Below are 19,392 nucleotides of genomic sequence, written 5' to 3' on the forward strand. Positions count from 1 at the left end.
GGAATGAGCACGCGGATCGCCTTCCTCAAGGGGCACGGCACCGAGAACGACTTCGTGATCGTCCCGGACCCCGAGAACGCCGTCGACCTGCCGCCCGCCGCCGTAGCCGCCCTGTGCGACCGCCGCGCGGGCATCGGCGGTGACGGCCTGCTGCACGTCGTGCGGTCCGCCGCGCACCCGGAGGCCGCGGAGATGGCGGCCGAGGCCGAGTGGTTCATGGACTACCGCAACGGCGACGGCTCGGTCGCCGAGATGTGCGGCAACGGCGTGCGCGTGTTCGCCCGCTACCTCCAGCGCGCCGGTCACGCGACCGAGGGCGACCTCGCGGTGGCCACCCGCGGCGGAGTGAAGAAGGTGCACCTCTCCAAGGAGGGCGACATCACCGTCGGCATGGGCCGGGCGCTGCTGCCGGAGGGCGACGTGACGGTCGGCGTCGGCGGGCGCAGCTGGCCCGCGCGGAACGTGAACATGGGCAACCCGCACGCGGTCGCCTTCGTGGACGACCTCGCCGACGCGGGGGAGCTGTCCGCGCCGCCCCCGTTCAGCCCGGCCTCCGCCTACCCGGACGGGGTGAACGTGGAGTTCGTCGTGGACCGCGGCCCGCGCCACGTCGCGCTGCGCGTGCACGAGCGGGGCGCCGGTGAGACCCGCTCGTGCGGCACGGGCGCGTGCGCGGTCGCCGTGGCCGCCGCCCGCCGCGACGGCGCCGACCCGGCCCGGACCGGTACCCCCGTGACGTACACCGTCGACGTCCCCGGCGGCACCCTGGTCGTCACCGAACACCCCGACGGCGAGATCGAGATGACCGGACCCGCGGTGATCGTCGCCGAGGGCGAGATCGACACCGAGTGGCTGGCGTCGGCCGCCCGGCGCGGAGCCTGATGCGGACCGGCCGACAGGACGCGGGCCGTTCCGGCATTCCGGGCACGCCGTGGCAAACCGCCGTTCCGGTGACCTTCGCTCGAATGGGTGATCCGTTTCACGCTCGGCGAGAGGCGGTCAGCCGCGCGTGGTGGGCTCGGTAGCATCAAGCACCGGCCCGGACGGGGGACCGACGCCGCCCCCTGTGCCGTGTCCGCCCTGGGGCACCCCGTCCGCCGGTCCACGCAGCCGGAGGTGCCCATGAACGCGGAGGCCGCGAATCCCGCGAGCCCAGGCCCGGTGATGCCGACCGCCGTCGGCCCCGTCACGCCCACGCGCAGAAAGGCCCGCCCCCGCATCGACCTGCGCCGCCTCGGCCGGGCCGCCCTGCTCGGCTCCGTCACCCGCGACCGGCTGCCCGACGCCATCAGCCACGTCGTGGAGGCGCACCGTGCCCACCACCCCGACGCCGACCTGGAAATCCTGCGCCGCGCCTATGTGCTGGCCGAGTCCTCGCACCGCGGGCAGATGCGCAAGAGCGGCGAGCCGTACATCACCCACCCCCTCGCGGTCACGCTGATCCTCGCCGAACTCGGCGCCGAGACCACGACGTTGACGGCCTCCCTGCTGCACGACACCGTCGAGGACACGGACGTGACGCTGGATCAGGTGGGGGAGCAGTTCGGCGAGGAGGTCCGCTATCTGGTCGACGGCGTCACCAAGCTGGAGAAGGTCGACTACGGCGCCGCCGCCGAGCCCGAGACCTTCCGCAAGATGCTCGTCGCCACCGGCAACGACGTCCGCGTGATGTCGATCAAACTCGCCGACCGGCTGCACAACATGCGCACCCTCGGCGTGATGCGCCCAGAGAAACAGGCCCGCATCGCCAAGGTCACCCGGGACGTCCTCATCCCGCTCGCCGAACGGCTCGGCGTGCAGGCCCTCAAGACCGAACTGGAGGACCTGGTCTTCGCGATCCTGCACCCCGAGGACTACCGGCGCACCCGGGAGCTGATCGTCAACAACGCCTCCCGCACCGACGATCCCCTCGCCGAGGCCGCCGACGAGGTGCGCCGTGTGCTGCGCGAGGCCGACATCGCCGCCGACGTCCTCATCCGCCCCCGGCACTTCGTGTCCGTGCACCGCGTCGCCCGCAAACGCGGCAGGCTGCGCGGCGCGGACTTCGGCCGGCTGCTGGTGCTGGTGAACGAGGACGCCGACTGCTACGGCGTGCTCGGTGAGCTGCACACCTGCCTGACGCCCGTCGTGTCGGAGTTCAAGGACTTCATCGCCGTGCCGAAGTTCAACCTCTACCAGTCGCTGCACACCGCGGTCGCCCTCCCCCGTTCCCGAACGGACTCGAACGGGGAGACGCCCATGGACGGCCAGGTCGTCGAGGTCCTCATCCGCACCCACCAGATGCACCGGGTCGCCGAGGCGGGCGTCGTCGCGCTCGGCAACCCGTACGCCCCGCCGTCGGAGGAGCAGGACGACAACGGCGAGCGCGCCGACCCCACCCGCCCCGGCTGGCTCTCCCGCCTCCTCGACTGGCAGCGGGGCGCGCCCGACCCCGACACCTTCTGGTCCACGCTGCGCGAGGACCTCGCCCAGGACCGCGAGATCACCGTCTTCCGCCCCGACGGCGGCACGCTCGGCCTGCCCGAGGGCGCCACCTGTGTGGACGCGGCCTACGCGCAGTACGGCGAGGACGCGCACGCGTGCATCGGCGCCCGGGTCAACGGCCGCCTGGCGACCCTGAGCACCGTGCTGCGGGACGGCGACACCGTGCAGCTCCTCATGGGCCAGGACCCGGCGTCCGAGCCCTCCCCGGAGTGGCTGGAGCACGCCCACACGCCCGCCGCGCGGATCGCCATCCAGCGCTGGCTCACCGCCCACCCGACGGCCGGCCGCACGGAGGACGAGCCCCGGGGACGGTCCGGCGCCGCCCGGCCCGTCCCCGAGGGGCCCGCCGCCCGGCCCGCGGCCAGCGCCGTCGTGGACCGGCCCGGCGCGACCGTCCGGCTCGCCGGATGCTGTACGCCCGTACCGCCCGACGAGGTCACCGGCTTCGCCGTGCGCGGGGGAGCCGTGACCGTGCACCGCGTCGAGTGCGCCGCCGTCGCGCGCATGAAGGAGGCGGGGCGCGCGGAGGTCGGGGTGCGTTGGGGCGACACCGCGGACTGCCGGGTCACGCTGGTCGCCGAATCATTCGTCCGGCCCCATCTGCTCGCCGACCTCACCGAGGCCATGGCCGTCGAGGGCGCCGAGATCGTCTCCGCGACCGTCGAACCCCCGAGCCAGCAGCGGGTGCGGCACACCTACACCGTCCAGCTTCCCGACGCGGCGCACCTGCCGACCTTGATGCGCGCCATGCGCAACGTCCCCGGCGTCTACGACGTGGTCCGCGCCCAGCCGCGGGCCGGCGTGCGCTGAGCAGGGGGGCCCGCCGGACGCGCGGCACGCCCACCGGACGCACGGGGCGACCCGTTCGAGTGGGGCGGTCGCGCGCCGTCCACGCCACGCGCGCGTGCGCTGATAGCGGTGGGGCATGCTGCTCACCCCCCGCCACCGGACCCCGCGCCCCCGCCGCCGGCGGACCTCCGCGGCGCTGCTCGCCTCCGCCGTCTGCGTCTGCCTCGTCGCCGCGAGCGCGCCCGCCGAACCGCTGGGCGTCGGCGACCGCCTCTTCCCGCACCTGGGCAACCCCGGCTACGACGTGGCCGCGTACGACCTGGCCCTGACGTATTCCGGCGCCAACGACAAGCCGCTGAAGGCCGTCACCACCATCGACGCCCGGACGACGACCGCGCTCAGCCGCGTGAACCTCGACTTCGCGCACGGAAAGGTGGAGTCCGTCGAGGTCGACGGCGAGCCCGCCGCGTTCACCGGCGCGGGCGAGGACCTGGTCGTCACGCCGCACGACCCGCTGCCGCAGGGCAGCTGGACGCGGATCACCGTGCGGCACACCAGCGACCCCGTGTACGGCACGGGACGCCAGGGCGGCTGGATCCGCACCGGGGACGGCCTCGCCATGGCCAACCAGGCCGACGTCGCCCACCTGGTCTTCCCCTGCAACGACCACCCCTCCGACAAGGCGATGTTCACCTTCCGGATCACCGCGCCCGACGGCTACACCGCCGTCGCCAACGGGCTGCCGGCCGGCGCGGACCGCTCGCGCGGGGCGACCACCTGGACGTACCGGACCCGGCACCCCATGGCCACCGAGCTGGCCCAGGTGTCCATCGGGCGCTCCACGGTGCTGCACCGCAAGGGGCCGCACGGGCTGCCCGTCCGGGACGTGGTGCCCACCCGGCACCGCGCGGCGCTGGAGCCGTGGCTGGAGAAGACCCCCGGCCAGATCTCCTGGATGGAGAGCAAGGTCGGGCGTTATCCCTTCGAGACGTACGGCCTGCTCATGGCGGACGCCTCCACCGGCTTCGCGCTCGAGACGCAGACCCTGTCGCTGTTCGAACGGGAGCTGTTCACCGAGCCCGCCTACCCCGCGTGGTACGTCGAGTCGGTCATGGTGCACGAGCTGGCCCACCAGTGGTTCGGCGACAGCGTCAGCCCGCGCACCTGGTCCGACCTGTGGCTCAACGAGGGCCACGCCACCTGGTACGAAGCCCTGTACGCCGAGGAGAAGGCGGACCGGCCCCTCGCCGAGCGGATGAAGGCCGCCTACCGCTCCTCCGACCGCTGGCGCGCCACCGGGGGACCGCCCGCCGCGCCCCAGGTCCCCGACCCCGCCCGGAAGACCAGCATCTTCCGCCCGAACGTCTACGACGGCGCCGCGCTCGTGCTGTACGCGCTGCGCCAGGAGATCGGCCGCCGCGCCTTCGAACACCTGGAGCGGGTCTGGGTCGCCCTGCACAAGGACGGCACCGCGAGCACCGCCGACTTCGTCCGGCTCGCCTCCCACGTCGCCGGACGCGACCTGAACGGCTTCTTCCAGGGCTGGCTGTACGGCGCAAAGACCCCGCCGATGCCCGGCCACCCCGACTGGAAGAGCGCCGCGCCCACCCGGTGACGCGGCGCGCGCGCCGGGCAACGCCCGGCGGATAACACGGTGACGAGACGGGCCGTGCCGTGCGACCATCGTCAGGACGTCGGCGCGGCCGGTACCGCGCCGCGCCGGTTCCGGGAATCTCCCGGCGTGCCCGCGCGTTGTGACGTGCAGATCCCCATCGACGTAAGGACCCAATGACCTCCTCTTCATCCCCTTCCCAGGACAGCAAGCGCCTCGCGTACGACCATCCCGAAGGTCTTCGGGCCGATGCCCTGATGGAAGAGGACGTCGCCTGGAGCCACGAGATCGACGGAGAGCGGGACGGCGACCAGCTCGACCGCTCCGAGCGCGCGGCTCTGCGCCGCGTGGCGGGCCTCTCCACCGAGCTCGAGGACGTCACCGAAGTCGAGTACCGCCAGCTCCGCCTGGAGCGGGTCGTGCTCGTCGGCGTCTGGACCACGGGAACCGCGCGCGACGCCGAGAACTCCCTCGCGGAGCTCGCCGCCCTCGCGGAGACCGCGGGCGCCCTCGTGCTCGACGGCGTGATCCAGCGGCGCAGCGAGCCCGACGCGGCGACCTACATCGGCTCCGGCAAGGCCGTCGAGCTGCGTGACATCGTGCTCGAGACGGGCGCGGACACCGTCATCTGCGACGGTGAGCTGAGCCCCGGCCAGCTGATCCACCTCGAGGACGTCGTCAAGGTCAAGGTCATCGACCGTACGGCCCTGATCCTGGACATCTTCGCCCAGCACGCCAAGTCCCGCGAGGGCAAGGCGCAGGTCGCGCTCGCGCAGATGCAGTACATGCTGCCGAGGCTGCGCGGCTGGGGTCAGTCGCTGTCCCGGCAGATGGGCGGCGGCAAGGGCGGCGGCCTCGCCACCCGCGGCCCCGGTGAGACCAAGATCGAGACGGACCGGCGCCGGATCCGCGAGAAGATGGCGAAGATGCGCCGGGAGATCGCGGACATGAAGACCGGCCGCGACATCAAGCGTCAGGAGCGCCGCCGCAACAAGGTGCCGTCGGTCGCCATCGCTGGCTACACCAACGCCGGCAAGTCCTCGCTGCTCAACCGCCTCACGGGCGCGGGCGTCCTGGTGGAGAACGCGCTGTTCGCCACCCTCGACCCGACCGTGCGCCGGGCCGAGACGCCGAGCGGGCGGCTCTACACGCTGACCGACACGGTCGGTTTCGTCCGCCATCTGCCGCACCACCTGGTCGAGGCGTTCCGCTCCACGATGGAGGAGGTCGGCGACGCCGATCTGATCCTGCACGTGGTGGACGGTTCGCACCCCGACCCGGAGGAGCAGCTGGCCGCCGTGCGTGAGGTGATCAGGGACGTCGGCGCCACCGGCGTGCCCGAGATCGTCGTGATCAACAAGGCCGACGCGGCCGACCCGCTGACGCTCCAGCGGCTGATGCGGATCGAGAAGCGCTCCCTCGCGGTGTCGGCCCGCACCGGCCGGGGCATCGACGAACTGCTCGCCCTGATCGACAACGAGCTGCCGCGCCCGTCGGTCGAGATCGAGGCCCTCGTGCCGTACACGCACGGCAAGCTGGTCGCGCGCGCCCACGACGAGGGCGAGGTGATCTCCGAGGAGCACACCGCGGAGGGCACCCTGCTCAAGGTGCGGGTGCACGAGGAACTGGCCGCGGACCTCACGCCGTACGTCCCGACGCCGCTGGCCTGACCGGCCGTACAGCCGAGCGGAACGGGAAGGCCCGCCCCTGCCGAGCGCGGGGAGCGGGCCTTTCGCGTGCGGTGGTCACGGCCGCCGCGGCCGGGCGGTCACTGGCCGCCGTAGGTCCTGCTCATGTTCTGGTACAGCGACTCGGCGTCGCGGCCCAGCTGCGGGCCGGCCAGCCAGGTGTTGTCGGCCGGGCCGATCGACGTGTTCGAGACCAGCTTCGTCTCGCCGTCCACCACCCGGAACCAGCCGCCGCCGGACGAGCCGCCGGTCATCGTGCAGCCGATGCGGTACATCGTCGGCAGGCTCGGGCTCAGCGAGAAACGGCCCGGCCGGTCGACACACTTGAACATCTTCAGGCCGTTGTACGGCGCCGCGGCCGGGTAGCCCCAGGCGCCCATCTGCCCGGCCTCGGCGGCCGACGGGGCGGTGAAGTCGACGTCCAGCGCGGCGCCGACCGTCTCCTCCAGGGACTTGGCCCCCTGCTCCGGCTTCACGTGCAGCACGGCGTAGTCGTGGGCGGCACCCGCGCCGCCCGTCTCGGAACCGCCCTCGATCCAGCCGTTCGACGTGGACGCCCAGTCCGCCCACCAGTTGCCGTACGGGGCGATCTCGACGGGGTTCGCGTTGCTCAGGTCCGCCTCGGACTTGCCGAGGTCGTTGTACGCCGGCACGAAGACGATGTTGCGGTACCAGCCGCCGTTGCCGCCCGCGTGCACACAGTGGCCGGCCGTCCACACCAGGTTGGACCTGCCCGGGTGGTTCACGTCCTTGACGACCGTGCCGGAGCAGACCATCGAGCCCTGCGGGCCGTCGAAGAAGACCTTGCCGACGGCCGCCGCGTTCTCGTGGTACGGCGTCTTCTCGGCGGCGGCCCGCACAGGCGCCGGGTCCGGGTCGCTGACGCCCTGGTCGGCGGAGGCGTCCTTGGTGGAGATCGTCTTGTCGGCCTCCTTCGCGGACTTCATCCGCTCCGGCTTCCACAGGCCCTCGATCACCGGGTTGACGAAGTCCTTGGCCTCACTGAGCCACTTGTCCTTGTCCCAGTTCCTCCAGCCGCCGTCCTTCCACTGGTCGGCGTCGATGCCGTGCTCCTTGAGCCGGTCCGCGAGGCCGGCCGGGACCCGGGCCCTGCCGTCGCCGGTGTCGGCGGCCTGCGAGGTGGTGGCGGCGGGCTCGTCGCCCGCGGTGTCCCCGGAGCCGCCGCAGGCGGTCGCGGTGAGCGCCAGGGCCGCGACGGCAGCGGCGGCGGCGAGGACGGAGCGCCGTCCGCGCCCGGTGGCGACGGACGTACGTGTGGAACGCATCGTGAGATGACCCCCGTGGAGCGTGCGTGAGTGCGGTGATGGGTGCGGTGGCGCCGGCTGTGTGGTGGCTGCGGTGGGAGTGCCGGGCGGGCGGCTGCCGGGCGGCGAAGGCGTGACCGCCGGGCGTCCGGCTACTGGCCCGCGAACTTCTCGCTGACCGAGTCGAACACGCCCTTCGCCTCGTCGCCGAGGCGCGGGCCGGCCAGCCAGCCGGCGGTCACCGGGCCGATCGAGGTGTTGGACACCAGCGCCGGCTTGCCGTCCGGGCCGGTGGCGACCCAGCCGCCGCCGGACGAACCGCCCGTCATGGTGCAGCCGATGCGGTACATCGTCGGGTCGGAGGCGTTCAGCGACAGCCGGCCCGGCCGGTCCTGGCACTGGTACATCTTCTGCCCGTCGTACGGCGGCGCGGCCGGGTAGCCGATCGCCGTCAGGCTCTCGATCTCCGGGACGGCCGGGGCCCCGAAGTCCACCGGAAGGGCCGAACCGACCGTCTCCTCCAGTGACTTGCCGCCGCTGCCCTTCTCCGGCGTCACATGGATGACCGCGAAGTCGTACGGGGCGCCGTCCCCGCCGGTCGCACCGCCCTGCTCGATCCACTGGTCCGAGGTCTGCGCCCAGTCGCCCCACCAGACGCCGTAGGGAGCGACCTCCTCCTTGGTGGCGCCCTCCAGTTCCCCGGCGGACCTGCCCGCGTCGTTGTACGACGGCACGAAGGCGATGTTGCGGTACCAGCCGCCCTTCTTGCCGGCGTGCACGCAGTGGCCGGCCGTCCACACCATGTTGGACCTGCCCGGGTTGGCCGGGTCGGCGACGACGGTCGCGGAGCAGACCATCGTGCCCCCGGGGGCGTCGAAGAAGACCTTGCCCGCGGTGGGGGCACTGGCGTGGTACGACGGCTGCACGGGCCGCGCCGGCAGCGGCCTCGGCTCGGGGTCGGTGACGCCCCGGTCGCCGGAGAGGTCACCCTCGTCGACGCTCTTGTCCGGCTCCTCCGCCTCCCGCATGCGGTCCGGGTCCCACAGGTCCTCGATGATGGGGTTGACGTAGTCCTGCGCCTCGCGGAGCCAGTCGTCCCTGTCCCAGTTCCGCCAGGCGCCGTTCTTCCACTTGTCGAGGTCGATCCCGTGTTCCTTGAGGCGGTCCTTCAGATCGTCCGGGATCCTGATCCCGCCGTCGTCGGGGGCGGTGGACGCGGTGGCCGGGCCGCCCGCTTCGGCCCCGCCCGACTCGCAGGCGGTGGCGGTCAGCGCGAGGGCGGAGGCGAGGGCGACCGCGCCGAGGACGGGAGAGGTCCGGCGGCGACCGCCGCTTTTCCGGGGCGGTGCGAAGGACGGCCGTATGGAACGCATGGTGCTGACTCCCCCTGGTGTGGAACGGAACGGCCCACACACTATGCGCCGGCTGTGGGGGACTTCCGACGGAACGGCAACGGTTCGGCTACAGGCCGGGCCCGGCGGCTGCCCCGGCCGCCGTGCAGGTTCCTGAAAGGGCTGGGGGAGGGCGAGTTGCGGGTCGGTAGCGTGCTTGGTACGGCGGTTTTGTGGTCGGGTTCTGCCGTGGAATGACCACACGTGGGGGCAGGATGCACGAGCGCGAGTTCCGGGCATTTGTTGAGATCGCGGAAACCGGGCGCATGGATGTCGCGGCGCGGAAACTGGGTTACTCCCAGCCCGCCGTCACCTATCAGGTGAAGCGTCTGGAAGAATCCCTCGGTTTCAAGCTGTTCACCAGGCATCCCAGTGGTGCACGGCTGACCGCGAACGGGCGGATGATCCTGCCGTCGGTGCGTGCGGTGCTCCTGCTGATCGACAGCATTCGTGAAACGCACGCCCTGCCGTCCGGCGAATGCGACGACCAGGAAATCCCGAAAGCGAAACCACTGCCCGTGGTCGGGCGGTACAGCGCCTGACGACGCCGGTCAGGGAACGAAAAGCGACCTTGCTTGGAGAGTGGACGATGAGCACCAATCCTTTCGAGGACAACGACGCCCAGTACCGCGTGCTGGTCAACGACGAGGGCCAGCACTCGCTGTGGCCGGCGTTCGCCGAGGTCCCGGCGGGCTGGACGGTGGTACACCCCGAGGACAGCCGGCAGGCCTGCCTGGACTACGTCAACGAGCACTGGACCGACATGCGTCCGCTCAGCCTGGTCCGCCAGATGGAAGGCGCCAAGTAGGCCGGTGGTGAGGTCGACGATCGTACAGACGGACGCCGGTGCCGCCGTGCACCGGCCGCGCCCCCGGCCGCACGCCGAGCGGGTGCTGGTGTGCCTGAGCTACTGCGGCGGCGGCACGGCGCCGTTCCGGCAGTGGGCGGACGCCCTGCCGGACGACGTGGAACTGGCGCTGATCTGCTACCCCGGCCGGGAGTCGCGGTTCAACACCCCGTTCGCCCGGGACTGGACCGGACTGCGCGACGACGTGGTGCGGGCCGCCGTCCGGTGCCTCGCCGACCGTCCCTACGTCCTGTTCGGGCACAGCATGGGGTCGTGGGTGGCGTTCGAGACCGCGGCGGAGCTCGAACGCCTCGGTCTCGCCGTGCCGTCGGCGCTGGTCGTGTCGGGCGGTGTGGCGCCGGGCAGGCGCCAGGAGGTGCGCGCCACCGTGCCGCGGTCCGACGACAGCGAGGAAGCCCTCGTGCGGTGGATGCGTGACCTCGGGCAGATGTCCGCGGTGATCGCCAACGAACCGGAGCTGGTCAGGATCGCCGTGGATCTGCTGCGGGCCGACCTCGCGGTCTCGGAGTCCTACCGGTTCGCCGAGGGCTCGCGGGTGTCGATGCCGCTGCGGGTGCTGTACGGCACCGAGGACGCGGCGCCGTTCGCCGATGTCGAGCGGCACTGGCGGCCCCTGACGGACGGCCCGTTCCAGGCGGTCGAACTGCCAGGCGGGCACTTCTACACCCCAGAGGTGTGGTCCCGGCTGCCGCAGTGGTGCACCCTGCCCGTCCCCGGCGCAGGCGGCTGAGGCCGCTCGCGCGTCACACGGCACCGCCGTGCGGTTCCCTCCGCGTCCCGGGGAGGCAACCGCACGGCGGTGCCGTGCTGTCGGGGCGCGCCCGCCGTGGGCGTGGGGCGGGTCAGTCCCGGCCGCGCAGCGCGCGCCTGCGGTCGTGCAGGACCAGCAGGAGCGTGAGGCCCATCAGCACGCCGAGGACCGCGCTGACGTCCCGGGCCAGCGCCCCCGCGATGGGGAGTTCCGGGGAGGGCTGCTGCATGTCGGTGAGGGTGAGCAGGTTGTAGACGCTGTACGAGAACAGCATCCCGGACGCCACCCAGGCCGCGGCCATCGGCGGCAGGAAGGTGCGCGCGCCGCGCTGCGAGGTGAGGACCAGGATGCCCCAGGCCCCGGCGAGCGCCCAGACGGCCGTGCTCACCGACAGCATGTGCCACCACAGGTCGCGGCGGTCCAGTTCGCCGGAGTCCAGGCCGAGGGTGCCGCCCGCGGCCCAGAAGATCTTGACGCCGGCGAGCAGGACGCAGCCGGCCGCGGCCATCCTGGCCAGCGTCGTCTGCAACTGCCGGGTGCTGCCCACCGGTTCCGCGCACGCGAGCGGACCACCCAGCGCCTCCGGCCAGCGCGCCTTGGCGTACCCGGCCAGGGCGACCGGCAGTCCGACGCCGACTCCGACCAGGGAGATCATCACGAGGATCTGCTCGTAGATCCAGAAGTCCGGGGAGCCGGCCTCCTGGTCGCGGTTCATGGCGGCCGGGCCGAGCACCGGCGCCAGCAGCAGCATCGGCACGAGCAGTCCGGTGCCCACCCACACGGGCAGCGCGACCAGCCAGGCGGGCAGGCGTTCTCCCCAGGGCCTGGAGAACGCCATGGCCAGCACGATGCCGACCGCGGCGAGGAACGCGGTCGCCGCGTTGATCGCCCGCCAGTCCGCGCCGCCCATTTCCTCGGTCGGAATGAAGAAACCGAAAGTCCAGACGATTTTGATGAGCAGGTACGGAGTCACCGCTATAGCGGCACCGAGCCCGCCGATTCTGCGGAATCTGGTCAATCGGTCGATCGGCTGTTCTGCCCTGACTGTCATGCCGGGAACGATATCGGGGCGTTGCTTGACGGGTCAAAGCGCTCCGGGTATCGCTGTGATATCCGCACTCAGATGAATTCTGGGCCAACGGGATCAGCCAGGCCTATTGCGGTGAGATGCCCGGTTTCCGATGCGGATATCACCAGTGCGGGTCCGCCGGCGCGGGCCGTACCGATCAGGTCCAGCAGTCCCGAGACCGCGCAGTGCCGCGACTCCCGGACGTCGCCGGCCGCGTCGCGCACCGCGACCCCGGTGCCGGCGAGCGCCTTGGCGACGGCGTCGCCGACCGCGAGCGCGAGCGGCGCGGCGGCGGCCGGTGCGCCGACCACGAGCCGTACGGGGTCCGCCGTGCGGGCCAGTGCGGCGATCCGGGCCGCGCTCGCGGTGAGCGCGGCGGGGCCGGGGGCACCGTCGGGACCCGGCGGGAGGAACCGCGAGAGGCCCCCGGTGACCGCGGCGAGCGGGCGCGGGCCGTCGGCCGCGGCGCTCGCCGCCGACAGCACGACGGCCGCGGCGGCGTCGTACTCGCCGCCGGCGCCGCGGTCCAGCGGGGCCTGGTCGGTCGCCGCGGCCACCACCCGGTCGGCGCGGCCCGTGCGCAGCGCGGTGAGAGCGAACTGCACGGCCTCCAGACCGGCCGTCACCGGGTTGGTGAGCGTGACCGAGAAGGCGCGGGCCCCGGCGCTGATGGCGAGCTGGCTGCCGGGCGTGTTCATGGAGAAGCCCGGCACCTCGGCGGGGCTGATGCCGTGGACGCCCTCGGTGGTCAGCACGGTGTCCATCCGCCGGTGCACCCGGGTGATCGCGTACTGGGTGCCGGTGACCACGCCGAACCGGTCGGCGTCGGGCCCGGACAGCGGCGGGTCGTCGTGCCGTCTGCCGAGCGCCTGGTTGCCGGCCGCCAGCAGGTACCGGGTGGCGGGGCTGAGGTACTTCCAGCCGCGCCGGCCGAGATGGGCGGCCGGGTCGAACCAGTGCGGGGCGTCGGCGGCGGTGGGCGCGGGTTTCTCGGTGACGGCGGCGGCCGACGTGATCAGCACGGTCATGCGGCGGCCCGCCAGGCGAGCACGGCGTTGTTGCCGCCGAAGCCGGTGCCGCTGACCAGCACCGACGGCCGGGCCAGCGGGGCGGGCCGGTGCAGCGGGACCGTCAGCGGGCAGTCGGGGTCGAGGGTGGCGACATGGGCGTTGGGAGGGACCAGGCGGTGGCGCAGGACGAGCGCCGCGATCACGCAGCCGAACACCCCGGCCGCGCCGGCCGTGTGGCCCGTGACCGCCTTCGGCGCGTAGCCGAGCACCGCGCGGCCGTCCCCGCAGGCGGCGGACACGGCCGCGCTGATCGCGGTGGCCTCCACGGCGTCGTTGCCCGCCACCCCGGCGCGGTGCAGGACGGCCGCGCCCGGGGCCTCGGTGGCGCCCGCGAGGGCGAGGGCCGCCGAGCGGCGCAACTGCTCGCCGGACGGCTCGGGGGCCATCGGGTGATGGGCGTCGCAGGTCCAGCCGTGCCCGGCGAGTTCGGCCAGGGCGGGCCTGCCGCGCCGCCGCGCGGAACCGGCGGACTCCAGCACCAGGGCGGCGGCTCCCTCGCCGGTGACCATGCCCGCGCGGCCGGTGTCGAAGGGCCGGCAGCACTCGTCGTCCAGCAGCCCGAACCGCTGGAGCGTGCCGACCGCGACGCGCGAGAAGGCGTCCCCGCCGCACGCGACCACGATGTCGGCCTGGCCCGTCTCGATCAGTTCGGCGCCCCAGCCGACGGCGTACGCGCCCGCGGAGCAGGCGGTGGACAGGGTCTGGCCGGGTCCGCCGGTCCCGAACCGGGCGGCGACCGAGGCGGCGACGCGGTGGGTGGCGAGCCGCGGGCCCGCCGCCCGGGGGCGCTCGGCCAGGTCGATGTCGCCCAGCGAGGTCCCCACGGTCAGCCCGGCGTCGAACAGGTCCTCGCGTGACAGCCCGGCCTCGGCCACGGCCTGCCCGACCGCCTCGGTCACCAGGGCGCTGGTCCGCCCCCGCGGTGCGGCGTCCGGGTCCGCCGGGCAGGTGTCGCCGGACACCGCGTACAGATGCGGCCGGGTCGGCAGGCCGCACATCTCCGGCGCGGGATCCGGGCGCCGACTCGCGCGCAGCAGCCCCTCCCACAAGGCGCCGGTTCCGCTGCCGAAGCAGCTCACCGCGCCCAGCCCCGTGACCACCACCGTCACCTGTGCACCTCGCTGTTCGCTCTTTACCGACGCGCGGCACAATGGCCGACGGCTTTCAGGATGCATTCACGAAAGAACGGGCCCGGCGGGGCTTGCAAGTACCTGCAGCAATCAGCCGGGCGCCTCGTCACGTTCGGGGCGCTGACCTAGCATCGCCGAAGCTCACGAGTTTCATGTGGGCGCATGATTCCACAACTTTTGTGCGCCTCCCGGAGAAGTGGACAACACGCGTCTCCCGGGGAATCAAGCACATCACGCGCATTGGCCCGAGGAAAGGGAATTCCGGTGAGTGCCGAAACCACGCTGGACGTGTCGGAACTTCGGGAGCTGGTGGCGGACACGCTGGATGTCGAGCTGTCGGCGCTGACCGACGACGTCCTCCTCATCGAGGAACTCGGCGTCGACTCGGTCGTGGCCCTGGAGCTCGCGGTCACGCTCGAGCAGCGCTTCGGGATCAGGATCCCCGAGGAGGAGCTGGGCACGGTCCGCAGGTTCCCCGACGTCCTCGACCTGCTGAGCCGGAAGCTGGGCGGTTGATGACCGCGCCGGAGACCCGCCACGCCGCCTCCCGCATCTCGTACCTCATGATCGAGAGCAAGGGGAACTGGGCAGGCCCCAACGCGGGCGCCTTCCTCCTGGACGCCGCGGTGCTCGCCGAAGCCGGCCACCGCGTGCGGGTCTTCCTCGTGGAGGACGGCGTACTCACCGCCGTGGGCACCGCGTCCCCCGAGATCGAGCGGCTGGCCGCGGCCGGCGCCGAGATCCTCGTCGACGACTTCTCGGCGGCGCAGCGCGCGCTGTCCGCCACCACGCTGTCCCCGCACGCCGAGGTCGTCGGCATGGACGTCGTCGCCGCGGCGCTCGCCGAGGACGACTGCCGGGGGGTGTGGCACTGATGGCCGCCATGGAACGCCGGATGTGGGACCTGCTGCTGATCCTGACGGCCGCCCCGCACTCCAGCGACGTGGTCACCTCCGCGCTGCGCCTGTCCCAGGCGATGCTCGACCGGGGCGGCTCCGTCCGCGTCTGGGCGTGCGGCTACGCGACGATGATGACCCAGGACACCTTCGGGGACACCAAGCTGCCCAACACGCGCGACCCGCAGGGCCACTACCCGTCCCCGTCCGCCGTCGTCCAGCGGATGATCGCCGACGGCGGGGGCCGCTTCGCCTGGATCGGCTGCACAGCCTGCACCGAAGAGCGCGGCGCCGTCCACCACGTCCCGCAGGTGCGGCACCGCTCCCCGCTGCGGCTCGCGGCGACCGTCGCCGGTGCCCGGCAGACCCTTTACCTCGGAGGGGCCTGATGACCACCACCGCCCGCACCCGGCAGGGCCCGCCCGTGCTGTGCGTCCTGGACCGCGCCTACCGGGGCGCGGTCGAGGCGCAGTTCTTCCACGCCCTGTACGGACTGCTCGACCTGCACGACCAGTTCGAACGGGTGGACGTCGCGCTGCGCGGCGCGGCCGTCACGATGGCCGTCGAGGAGGACGTCTACCGGCCGTCGGTGCGGCTGGGCACCATGGTGCTCGACACGCTGCCGGACTACCGCGGCTCGGTGCGCGACCTGATCGCCGAGGACTTCACCGTCTACGTCGACCGGGGCGCCGTGACGGCACTGGGCTTCACCCCGGAGCAGCTCCTGCCGGGAACGGTCTGCCTCGACCCGGCCGAACTGGCCCTGCGCTGGCCCGAGTACGACCAGGTGTGGTTCGTATGACCGGCGGCACCTTGATGGCGTCGGGCGGGCCGTCCGTGGCGGCCGGTCCGCGCACCTTCGCGGCGCCGCTGCGCGCGGTGGACCGGATCGAGGTGCACGGCGAGGGGCCCGGCCGGCGCTTCGCGCTGTTCAAGACCGTCAACCCCGAGGACCCGTACATGGCGGGGCACTTCCCGGGGCTGACGCTGCTGCCCGCCGTGTTCGTCCTGGAGGGACTGCGCCAGGCGGTCACCACCCTGGCCGGCGCGGACGAGCCGCTGAACCTGCTGGAGGTCCGCTCCGGGCGCTGGCTGGCGCCGATGCAGGGCGGCGACGAGATCCGCCTGGACGTCACCGCGGCCCCCGACGGCCCGGGACGCTGGAAGGTGACCGCCGACGGCACCCGCCAGGACGGCACACCCGTCGCCGCGGTGAAGGTGACGCTCGGCGACCGGGACGCGGTCCTCGCCGCCGCACCGCCCGCCGGTGAAGCGCCCCCGGCGCCCGCCGCGGGGCCCGGGCCCGACTACACCGGCATCCTGGACCTGCTGCCGGTGCGTCACCCGATGCTCATGGTGGACCGGGTGGAGGGCCTCGACCCCGGCCGGCGGATCACCGTCGCCAAGGCGGTCTCCGGCTCCGAGCCCTGCTACCAGGGCATGCCCGACGGGCTGCCGCTGTCGCGCTACATGTACCCCAGGTCCCTGATGCTGGAGTCCTTCGGCCAGGCCTCGGTGCTGCTGTGGCTGTCCACCGGCACCGCCGAGGGCGTGCCCGTGGCCGCCGCGTTCCGCGACTGCCGCTTCTTCGGCGAGGTGCGCCCCGGCGCCGTCCTGCGCCACGAGTCGCACATCGACCGGCTGATGGCCGACAACGTCTTCGTGTCGGGGCGCACCTGGGACGGCGACCGGTGCGTGATGACCGTCGGCGCCCTCATCGGTTCGAGCCGGCCGCGCGCCCGGGTCGACCGCACGGCGACCGCCGGAATCTGACCCGGGCGAAGCCCCGGCCCCCGCCCACCTCCCGGCGGGGGCCGGACCTGTGTCCGGTGGGAGGCGGGCGGGGGCCGTCACGCGCGGGTCAGGACGTCACGTACGCGCCGATGATCTCGTTGACCGCCTCGGCGACCCGGGCGTCGCGCAGCATCTCGGCGTGGTCGACGTCGACGCCGACGTTCCGCCCGGCCAGCGCCGCGCCCCCGGAGGGCGTCCGGGAACTCACCGCGGTGCCGGTGCGCCAGGTGGCGGCCGGGTCGATCTGCCGGGCGGCGTCCAGGTAGGAGACGTACGACCGGAAGACCGCGGCGAACTCGTCCAGCAGCTCGGTGTCCAGCTCCTCCCGGGCGAAGGCGGCGCCCGCCCGCTCCTTGAAGATCCGCACGAGGGCGTCGCCGTACCCGCCGAAGTCGGCGGCGTCCGCGCGGGCCGCGTCGGCCTCCTGCTGGGCGGCGGTCACCTCGTCGGGCGACAGCACCGAGGCGAACTGGTTCATCATGGCGGCGAAGTCGCGGTACAGACCGGCCGGGGCGGGCACCTCCGGCTCGAACAGCACCAGGCGGGGCGCCTCGCCCTGCCGGGCGGCGATCCGCGCGGCCAGCTCACCGGCGAACACGCTGCCCGCGCAGTAGCCGAGCACGGCCCGCACCGTACGGCCGCTGCCCGCGGCCTCGCCGTCCCACAGCGCGAGGTAGTCCTCGGCGGGCCGGCCGGTGGCGCCGGGCGGCTGCCGGGTCTCCCACACGGCGAACGCCGGGTCCAGACGCGGCACGAGGTCGGAGAAGCCCGAGTCGGACCGCCCCGTGGTGGCGAAGTCGACGGCGAGCACCAGGTCGCCGTCCTGGCCGCCGGGGTTGAGTACTTTCCATCCGCTGAGCTGGGTCATGGGGGCTGTCCACTCCGGTCGGTGCGGGGACGGGGGTCGGTGCCCGCACGCGGCGGGACGAGGCGCGCGGGCGGTCAACGGCCGCGGGTCCGGCACCCTCGGGGGGGGTGCCGGACCCGCGGCCCGGGGGACGGGGCCGGGGCTCAGCCGCCGGACATCCGGATGGCCTTGGACGGGCAGAGGTGCTCGACGACCTTGCGGGCGTCGTCGGCGGCCGGCCCGGACGGCGACTCGGTCAGCAGGACCACCAGGCCGTCGTCCTCCTGGTCGAAGACCGACGGGGCGTGCAGCGTGCACAGCCCGGCCCCGATGCAGCGGTCGCGCTCGGCGATCAGCTTCATGCCGCTCACCAGCCGATCGTCAGCTTGTGCACCGGCGGCAGACCGTCGATCAGCTCGATCGGCTCGTCGCTCTCGACCAGGTGCAGGTCCGGGAAGCGCTCGACCAGGCTGGTCAGGCACAGCTCCAACATCGCGCGGGCGACGTGCTGGCCGAGGCACTGGTGGACGCCGAAGCCGAACGCCAGGTGGTCGCGGGAGTCGCGGTGGATGTCGAAGACGTCCGGGTTCTCGTACTTGGACGGGTCGCGGTCGCCCAGGCCCTTGAGGACCAGGATGCCCTCGCCCGCCTTGATGGTGACGCCGTCGATCTCGACGTCCTCCAGGGCGACACGGGCGATGATCTCGTCCACGAGGCTGTAGTAACGCAGCACCTCGTCCACGGTCCTCGGCATCAGCCCCGGCAGGTCGGCGCGCAGCTCGGCGAGCTGCTCGGGGTTCTCCACCAGCGCCTGGATGCCGAGCGCGATGCGGTTCACGATGAACTCGTAGCCCGCGAGCAGCAGCATCTTCGTCATCAGCGTCAGACCGTGGTGGTCGAACTCGTCCGTCTTGCTCGCCCGGCCGATGAAGTTGCCGAGCATGTCGTCGGTGGGGTTCTGCTGCTTCTCCGTGACCAGGGCCGCGAAGTACTTCATCAGCTCTTCGTTGGCGGCGAGCTTCTGGTCCATCGTGTACGAGTGGCGGGTGCCGACCATGATGGCCGCGTTCCGGGTGAAGATGTCCCGGTCGCCCTCGGGGATGCCGGCCAGCTCGCAGATGACCTGGGCGGGGAAGGGCAGCGCCAGCGCCTGGACCAGGTCGGCGGGGCCGCCCTCGGCCTCCATCCTGTCCAGGTAGTGGTCGATCAGCTCCTGCATGCGCGGCTTGAGCTTCTCGGTGGCCTTGATGGTGAAGTCCGGCAGCGCCATCTGACGGACCCGGGTGTGCCGCGGCGGGTCCATGGTCACCAGCAGGTTCTTCGCGTCGCGGGCGATCATGTCGAGCAGTTCCTGCGGCGCCGGGAACCGGATGGGGAACGTCGGGTGCGGCTCGACGCTGAAGCGGTTGTCGGCCAGCAGACGCTGGATCTGGTCGTGCCGCGCGACGAGCCACGCCTTGCTTCCGGACGGCATGGTCACCTGCGTCAGCGGGCGGCCCTCCGGCAGCTGGTCGTACTCGGGCAGCAGCGGGTTGGGCCAGCCGCGCGGGGCGACGGGGCACGTCGCCACCTTGTCCACAGCGTCCGTCATGACGTTACCCCTTTATCTGTACGGGTCATTTCCTGCGGGGCCGATCCTAGGGACGGGCCCGCAATGCACGGAGCCGCTTGCCGCTAGCTGCAGACGAGCCGATTCGAAGAACCTGAATTCCCTTGGGTACGGGCCGTTTCCGGAAAA

The 19,392-nt window shown here is 72.9% G+C and carries 20 protein-coding genes; 12 read left to right on the plus strand and 8 right to left on the minus strand.

Annotated elements, in window-relative coordinates:
• Positions 1-3: 3 nt before the first annotated feature.
• The 4 genes from dapF to hflX all read left to right on the plus strand — a co-directional run bounded on the left by dapF (position 4) and on the right by hflX (position 6,555).
• On the plus strand, positions 4-882 hold the full coding sequence (dapF, locus tag AB0M97_RS24315; RefSeq protein WP_365963073.1) for a diaminopimelate epimerase: 879 nt from the start codon (positions 4-6) through the stop codon (positions 880-882).
• Between the two features lie 240 nt (positions 883-1,122).
• A complete protein-coding gene (locus tag AB0M97_RS24320; RefSeq protein ID WP_365963074.1) occupies positions 1,123-3,294 on the plus strand; it encodes an HD domain-containing protein in 2,172 nt (723 codons plus the stop codon).
• A 115-nt stretch (positions 3,295-3,409) separates the two neighbouring features.
• Positions 3,410-4,888 (plus strand): M1 family metallopeptidase, encoded by a 1,479-nt coding sequence (locus tag AB0M97_RS24325; protein WP_365963075.1) that lies wholly within the window; start codon positions 3,410-3,412, stop codon positions 4,886-4,888.
• Between the two features lie 173 nt (positions 4,889-5,061).
• Positions 5,062-6,555 (plus strand): GTPase HflX, encoded by a 1,494-nt coding sequence (hflX, locus tag AB0M97_RS24330; protein ID WP_365963076.1) that lies wholly within the window; start codon positions 5,062-5,064, stop codon positions 6,553-6,555.
• A gap of 98 nt (positions 6,556-6,653) precedes the next feature.
• Here the strand turns inward: hflX and AB0M97_RS24335 are convergent, their stop codons facing one another.
• On the minus strand, positions 6,654-7,859 hold the full coding sequence (locus AB0M97_RS24335) for a hypothetical protein (protein ID WP_365963078.1): 1,206 nt from the start codon (positions 7,857-7,859) through the stop codon (positions 6,654-6,656).
• Between the two features lie 131 nt (positions 7,860-7,990).
• A complete protein-coding gene (locus AB0M97_RS24340; RefSeq protein WP_365963079.1) occupies positions 7,991-9,211 on the minus strand; it encodes a hypothetical protein in 1,221 nt (406 codons plus the stop codon).
• 233 nt (positions 9,212-9,444) lie between these two features.
• Between AB0M97_RS24340 and AB0M97_RS24345 the strand changes: the two genes are divergently transcribed.
• The 3 genes from AB0M97_RS24345 to AB0M97_RS24355 are packed head-to-tail and all read left to right on the plus strand — an operon-like array spanning position 9,445 to position 10,827.
• The gene (locus AB0M97_RS24345; RefSeq protein WP_365963080.1) at positions 9,445-9,771 is read left to right on the plus strand and encodes a LysR family transcriptional regulator; all 327 of its coding nucleotides are present in this window, start codon (positions 9,445-9,447) and stop codon (positions 9,769-9,771) included.
• A gap of 47 nt (positions 9,772-9,818) precedes the next feature.
• Positions 9,819-10,037, plus strand: a complete 219-nt coding sequence (locus tag AB0M97_RS24350) for an MbtH family protein (RefSeq protein WP_365963081.1) — start codon at positions 9,819-9,821, stop codon at positions 10,035-10,037.
• Between the two features lie 7 nt (positions 10,038-10,044).
• A complete protein-coding gene (locus AB0M97_RS24355; protein WP_365963082.1) occupies positions 10,045-10,827 on the plus strand; it encodes an alpha/beta fold hydrolase in 783 nt (260 codons plus the stop codon).
• A 112-nt stretch (positions 10,828-10,939) separates the two neighbouring features.
• On the opposite strand, the gene AB0M97_RS24360 is transcribed toward AB0M97_RS24355, so the two are convergent.
• The 3 genes from AB0M97_RS24360 to AB0M97_RS24370 all read right to left on the minus strand — a co-directional run bounded on the left by AB0M97_RS24360 (position 10,940) and on the right by AB0M97_RS24370 (position 14,096).
• Positions 10,940-11,899 carry a hypothetical protein gene (locus tag AB0M97_RS24360; protein ID WP_365963083.1) on the minus strand — a complete coding sequence of 320 codons (960 nt, stop codon included), beginning with the start codon at positions 11,897-11,899 and terminating at the stop codon, positions 10,940-10,942.
• A gap of 68 nt (positions 11,900-11,967) precedes the next feature.
• The gene (locus AB0M97_RS24365) at positions 11,968-12,945 is read right to left on the minus strand and encodes a beta-ketoacyl synthase N-terminal-like domain-containing protein (RefSeq protein WP_365963084.1); all 978 of its coding nucleotides are present in this window, start codon (positions 12,943-12,945) and stop codon (positions 11,968-11,970) included.
• Positions 12,942-14,096 carry a beta-ketoacyl synthase N-terminal-like domain-containing protein gene (locus AB0M97_RS24370; RefSeq protein WP_365963085.1) on the minus strand — a complete coding sequence of 385 codons (1,155 nt, stop codon included), beginning with the start codon at positions 14,094-14,096 and terminating at the stop codon, positions 12,942-12,944. Before AB0M97_RS24370 ends, AB0M97_RS24365 begins: the two co-directional genes overlap by 4 nt.
• A 285-nt stretch (positions 14,097-14,381) precedes the next feature.
• Here AB0M97_RS24370 and AB0M97_RS24375 point away from each other — a divergent pair, with 285 nt between their 5' ends.
• Genes AB0M97_RS24375 through AB0M97_RS24395 form a run of 5 tightly spaced genes read left to right on the plus strand, consistent with a single transcriptional unit; the run spans position 14,382 to position 16,786 of the window.
• A complete protein-coding gene (locus AB0M97_RS24375; RefSeq protein WP_365963086.1) occupies positions 14,382-14,633 on the plus strand; it encodes an acyl carrier protein in 252 nt (83 codons plus the stop codon).
• Entirely contained in the window at positions 14,633-14,992 is a 360-nt protein-coding gene (locus tag AB0M97_RS24380) for a DsrE family protein (RefSeq protein ID WP_365963087.1), read from the plus strand. The genes AB0M97_RS24375 and AB0M97_RS24380 overlap by 1 nt, the downstream gene beginning before the upstream one ends.
• On the plus strand, positions 14,992-15,402 hold the full coding sequence (locus tag AB0M97_RS24385; RefSeq protein ID WP_365963088.1) for a hypothetical protein: 411 nt from the start codon (positions 14,992-14,994) through the stop codon (positions 15,400-15,402). The genes AB0M97_RS24380 and AB0M97_RS24385 overlap by 1 nt, the downstream gene beginning before the upstream one ends.
• Positions 15,402-15,815, plus strand: coding sequence for a hypothetical protein (locus tag AB0M97_RS24390; RefSeq protein WP_365963089.1), 414 nt, complete (start codon positions 15,402-15,404; stop codon positions 15,813-15,815). The genes AB0M97_RS24385 and AB0M97_RS24390 overlap by 1 nt, the downstream gene beginning before the upstream one ends.
• On the plus strand, positions 15,812-16,786 hold the full coding sequence (locus AB0M97_RS24395) for a hypothetical protein (RefSeq protein ID WP_365963090.1): 975 nt from the start codon (positions 15,812-15,814) through the stop codon (positions 16,784-16,786). The genes AB0M97_RS24390 and AB0M97_RS24395 overlap by 4 nt, the downstream gene beginning before the upstream one ends.
• 88 nt (positions 16,787-16,874) lie before the next feature.
• Here the strand turns inward: AB0M97_RS24395 and AB0M97_RS24400 are convergent, their stop codons facing one another.
• The 3 genes from AB0M97_RS24400 to AB0M97_RS24410 form a co-directional block, all read right to left on the minus strand.
• Positions 16,875-17,675 carry a hypothetical protein gene (locus tag AB0M97_RS24400; protein ID WP_365963091.1) on the minus strand — a complete coding sequence of 267 codons (801 nt, stop codon included), beginning with the start codon at positions 17,673-17,675 and terminating at the stop codon, positions 16,875-16,877.
• A 143-nt stretch (positions 17,676-17,818) separates the two neighbouring features.
• On the minus strand, positions 17,819-18,016 hold the full coding sequence (locus AB0M97_RS24405) for a ferredoxin (RefSeq protein WP_365963099.1): 198 nt from the start codon (positions 18,014-18,016) through the stop codon (positions 17,819-17,821).
• A gap of 5 nt (positions 18,017-18,021) precedes the next feature.
• Entirely contained in the window at positions 18,022-19,245 is a 1,224-nt protein-coding gene (locus AB0M97_RS24410; RefSeq protein WP_365963092.1) for a cytochrome P450, read from the minus strand.
• Positions 19,246-19,392: the final 147 nt, after the last annotated feature.

Origin of the sequence: Streptomyces sp. NPDC051207, from assembly GCF_040682395.1 — a bacterium.
Taxonomy (GTDB): domain Bacteria; phylum Actinomycetota; class Actinomycetes; order Streptomycetales; family Streptomycetaceae; genus Streptomyces.

What these genes read in the sequence shown, in the direction of transcription:
- AB0M97_RS24410 (WP_365963092.1), bottom strand. Translation starts at nt 19,245, where the DNA reads ATGACGGACGCTGTGGACAAGGTGGCGACGTGCCCCGTCGCCCCGCGC.
- AB0M97_RS24390 (WP_365963089.1), top strand. Translation starts at nt 15,402, where the DNA reads ATGACCACCACCGCCCGCACCCGGCAGGGCCCGCCCGTGCTGTGCGTC.
- AB0M97_RS24380 (WP_365963087.1), top strand. Translation starts at nt 14,633, where the DNA reads ATGACCGCGCCGGAGACCCGCCACGCCGCCTCCCGCATCTCGTACCTC.
- AB0M97_RS24395 (WP_365963090.1), top strand. Translation starts at nt 15,812, where the DNA reads ATGACCGGCGGCACCTTGATGGCGTCGGGCGGGCCGTCCGTGGCGGCC.
- AB0M97_RS24325 (WP_365963075.1), top strand. Translation starts at nt 3,410, where the DNA reads ATGCTGCTCACCCCCCGCCACCGGACCCCGCGCCCCCGCCGCCGGCGG.
- AB0M97_RS24335 (WP_365963078.1), bottom strand. Translation starts at nt 7,859, where the DNA reads ATGCGTTCCACACGTACGTCCGTCGCCACCGGGCGCGGACGGCGCTCC.
- dapF (WP_365963073.1), top strand. Translation starts at nt 4, where the DNA reads ATGAGCACGCGGATCGCCTTCCTCAAGGGGCACGGCACCGAGAACGAC.
- AB0M97_RS24360 (WP_365963083.1), bottom strand. Translation starts at nt 11,899, where the DNA reads ATGACAGTCAGGGCAGAACAGCCGATCGACCGATTGACCAGATTCCGC.
- AB0M97_RS24400 (WP_365963091.1), bottom strand. Translation starts at nt 17,675, where the DNA reads ATGACCCAGCTCAGCGGATGGAAAGTACTCAACCCCGGCGGCCAGGAC.
- AB0M97_RS24365 (WP_365963084.1), bottom strand. Translation starts at nt 12,945, where the DNA reads ATGACCGTGCTGATCACGTCGGCCGCCGCCGTCACCGAGAAACCCGCG.
- AB0M97_RS24385 (WP_365963088.1), top strand. Translation starts at nt 14,992, where the DNA reads ATGGCCGCCATGGAACGCCGGATGTGGGACCTGCTGCTGATCCTGACG.
- AB0M97_RS24340 (WP_365963079.1), bottom strand. Translation starts at nt 9,211, where the DNA reads ATGCGTTCCATACGGCCGTCCTTCGCACCGCCCCGGAAAAGCGGCGGT.
- AB0M97_RS24350 (WP_365963081.1), top strand. Translation starts at nt 9,819, where the DNA reads ATGAGCACCAATCCTTTCGAGGACAACGACGCCCAGTACCGCGTGCTG.
- AB0M97_RS24405 (WP_365963099.1), bottom strand. Translation starts at nt 18,016, where the DNA reads ATGAAGCTGATCGCCGAGCGCGACCGCTGCATCGGGGCCGGGCTGTGC.
- AB0M97_RS24320 (WP_365963074.1), top strand. Translation starts at nt 1,123, where the DNA reads ATGAACGCGGAGGCCGCGAATCCCGCGAGCCCAGGCCCGGTGATGCCG.
- AB0M97_RS24345 (WP_365963080.1), top strand. Translation starts at nt 9,445, where the DNA reads ATGCACGAGCGCGAGTTCCGGGCATTTGTTGAGATCGCGGAAACCGGG.
- hflX (WP_365963076.1), top strand. Translation starts at nt 5,062, where the DNA reads ATGACCTCCTCTTCATCCCCTTCCCAGGACAGCAAGCGCCTCGCGTAC.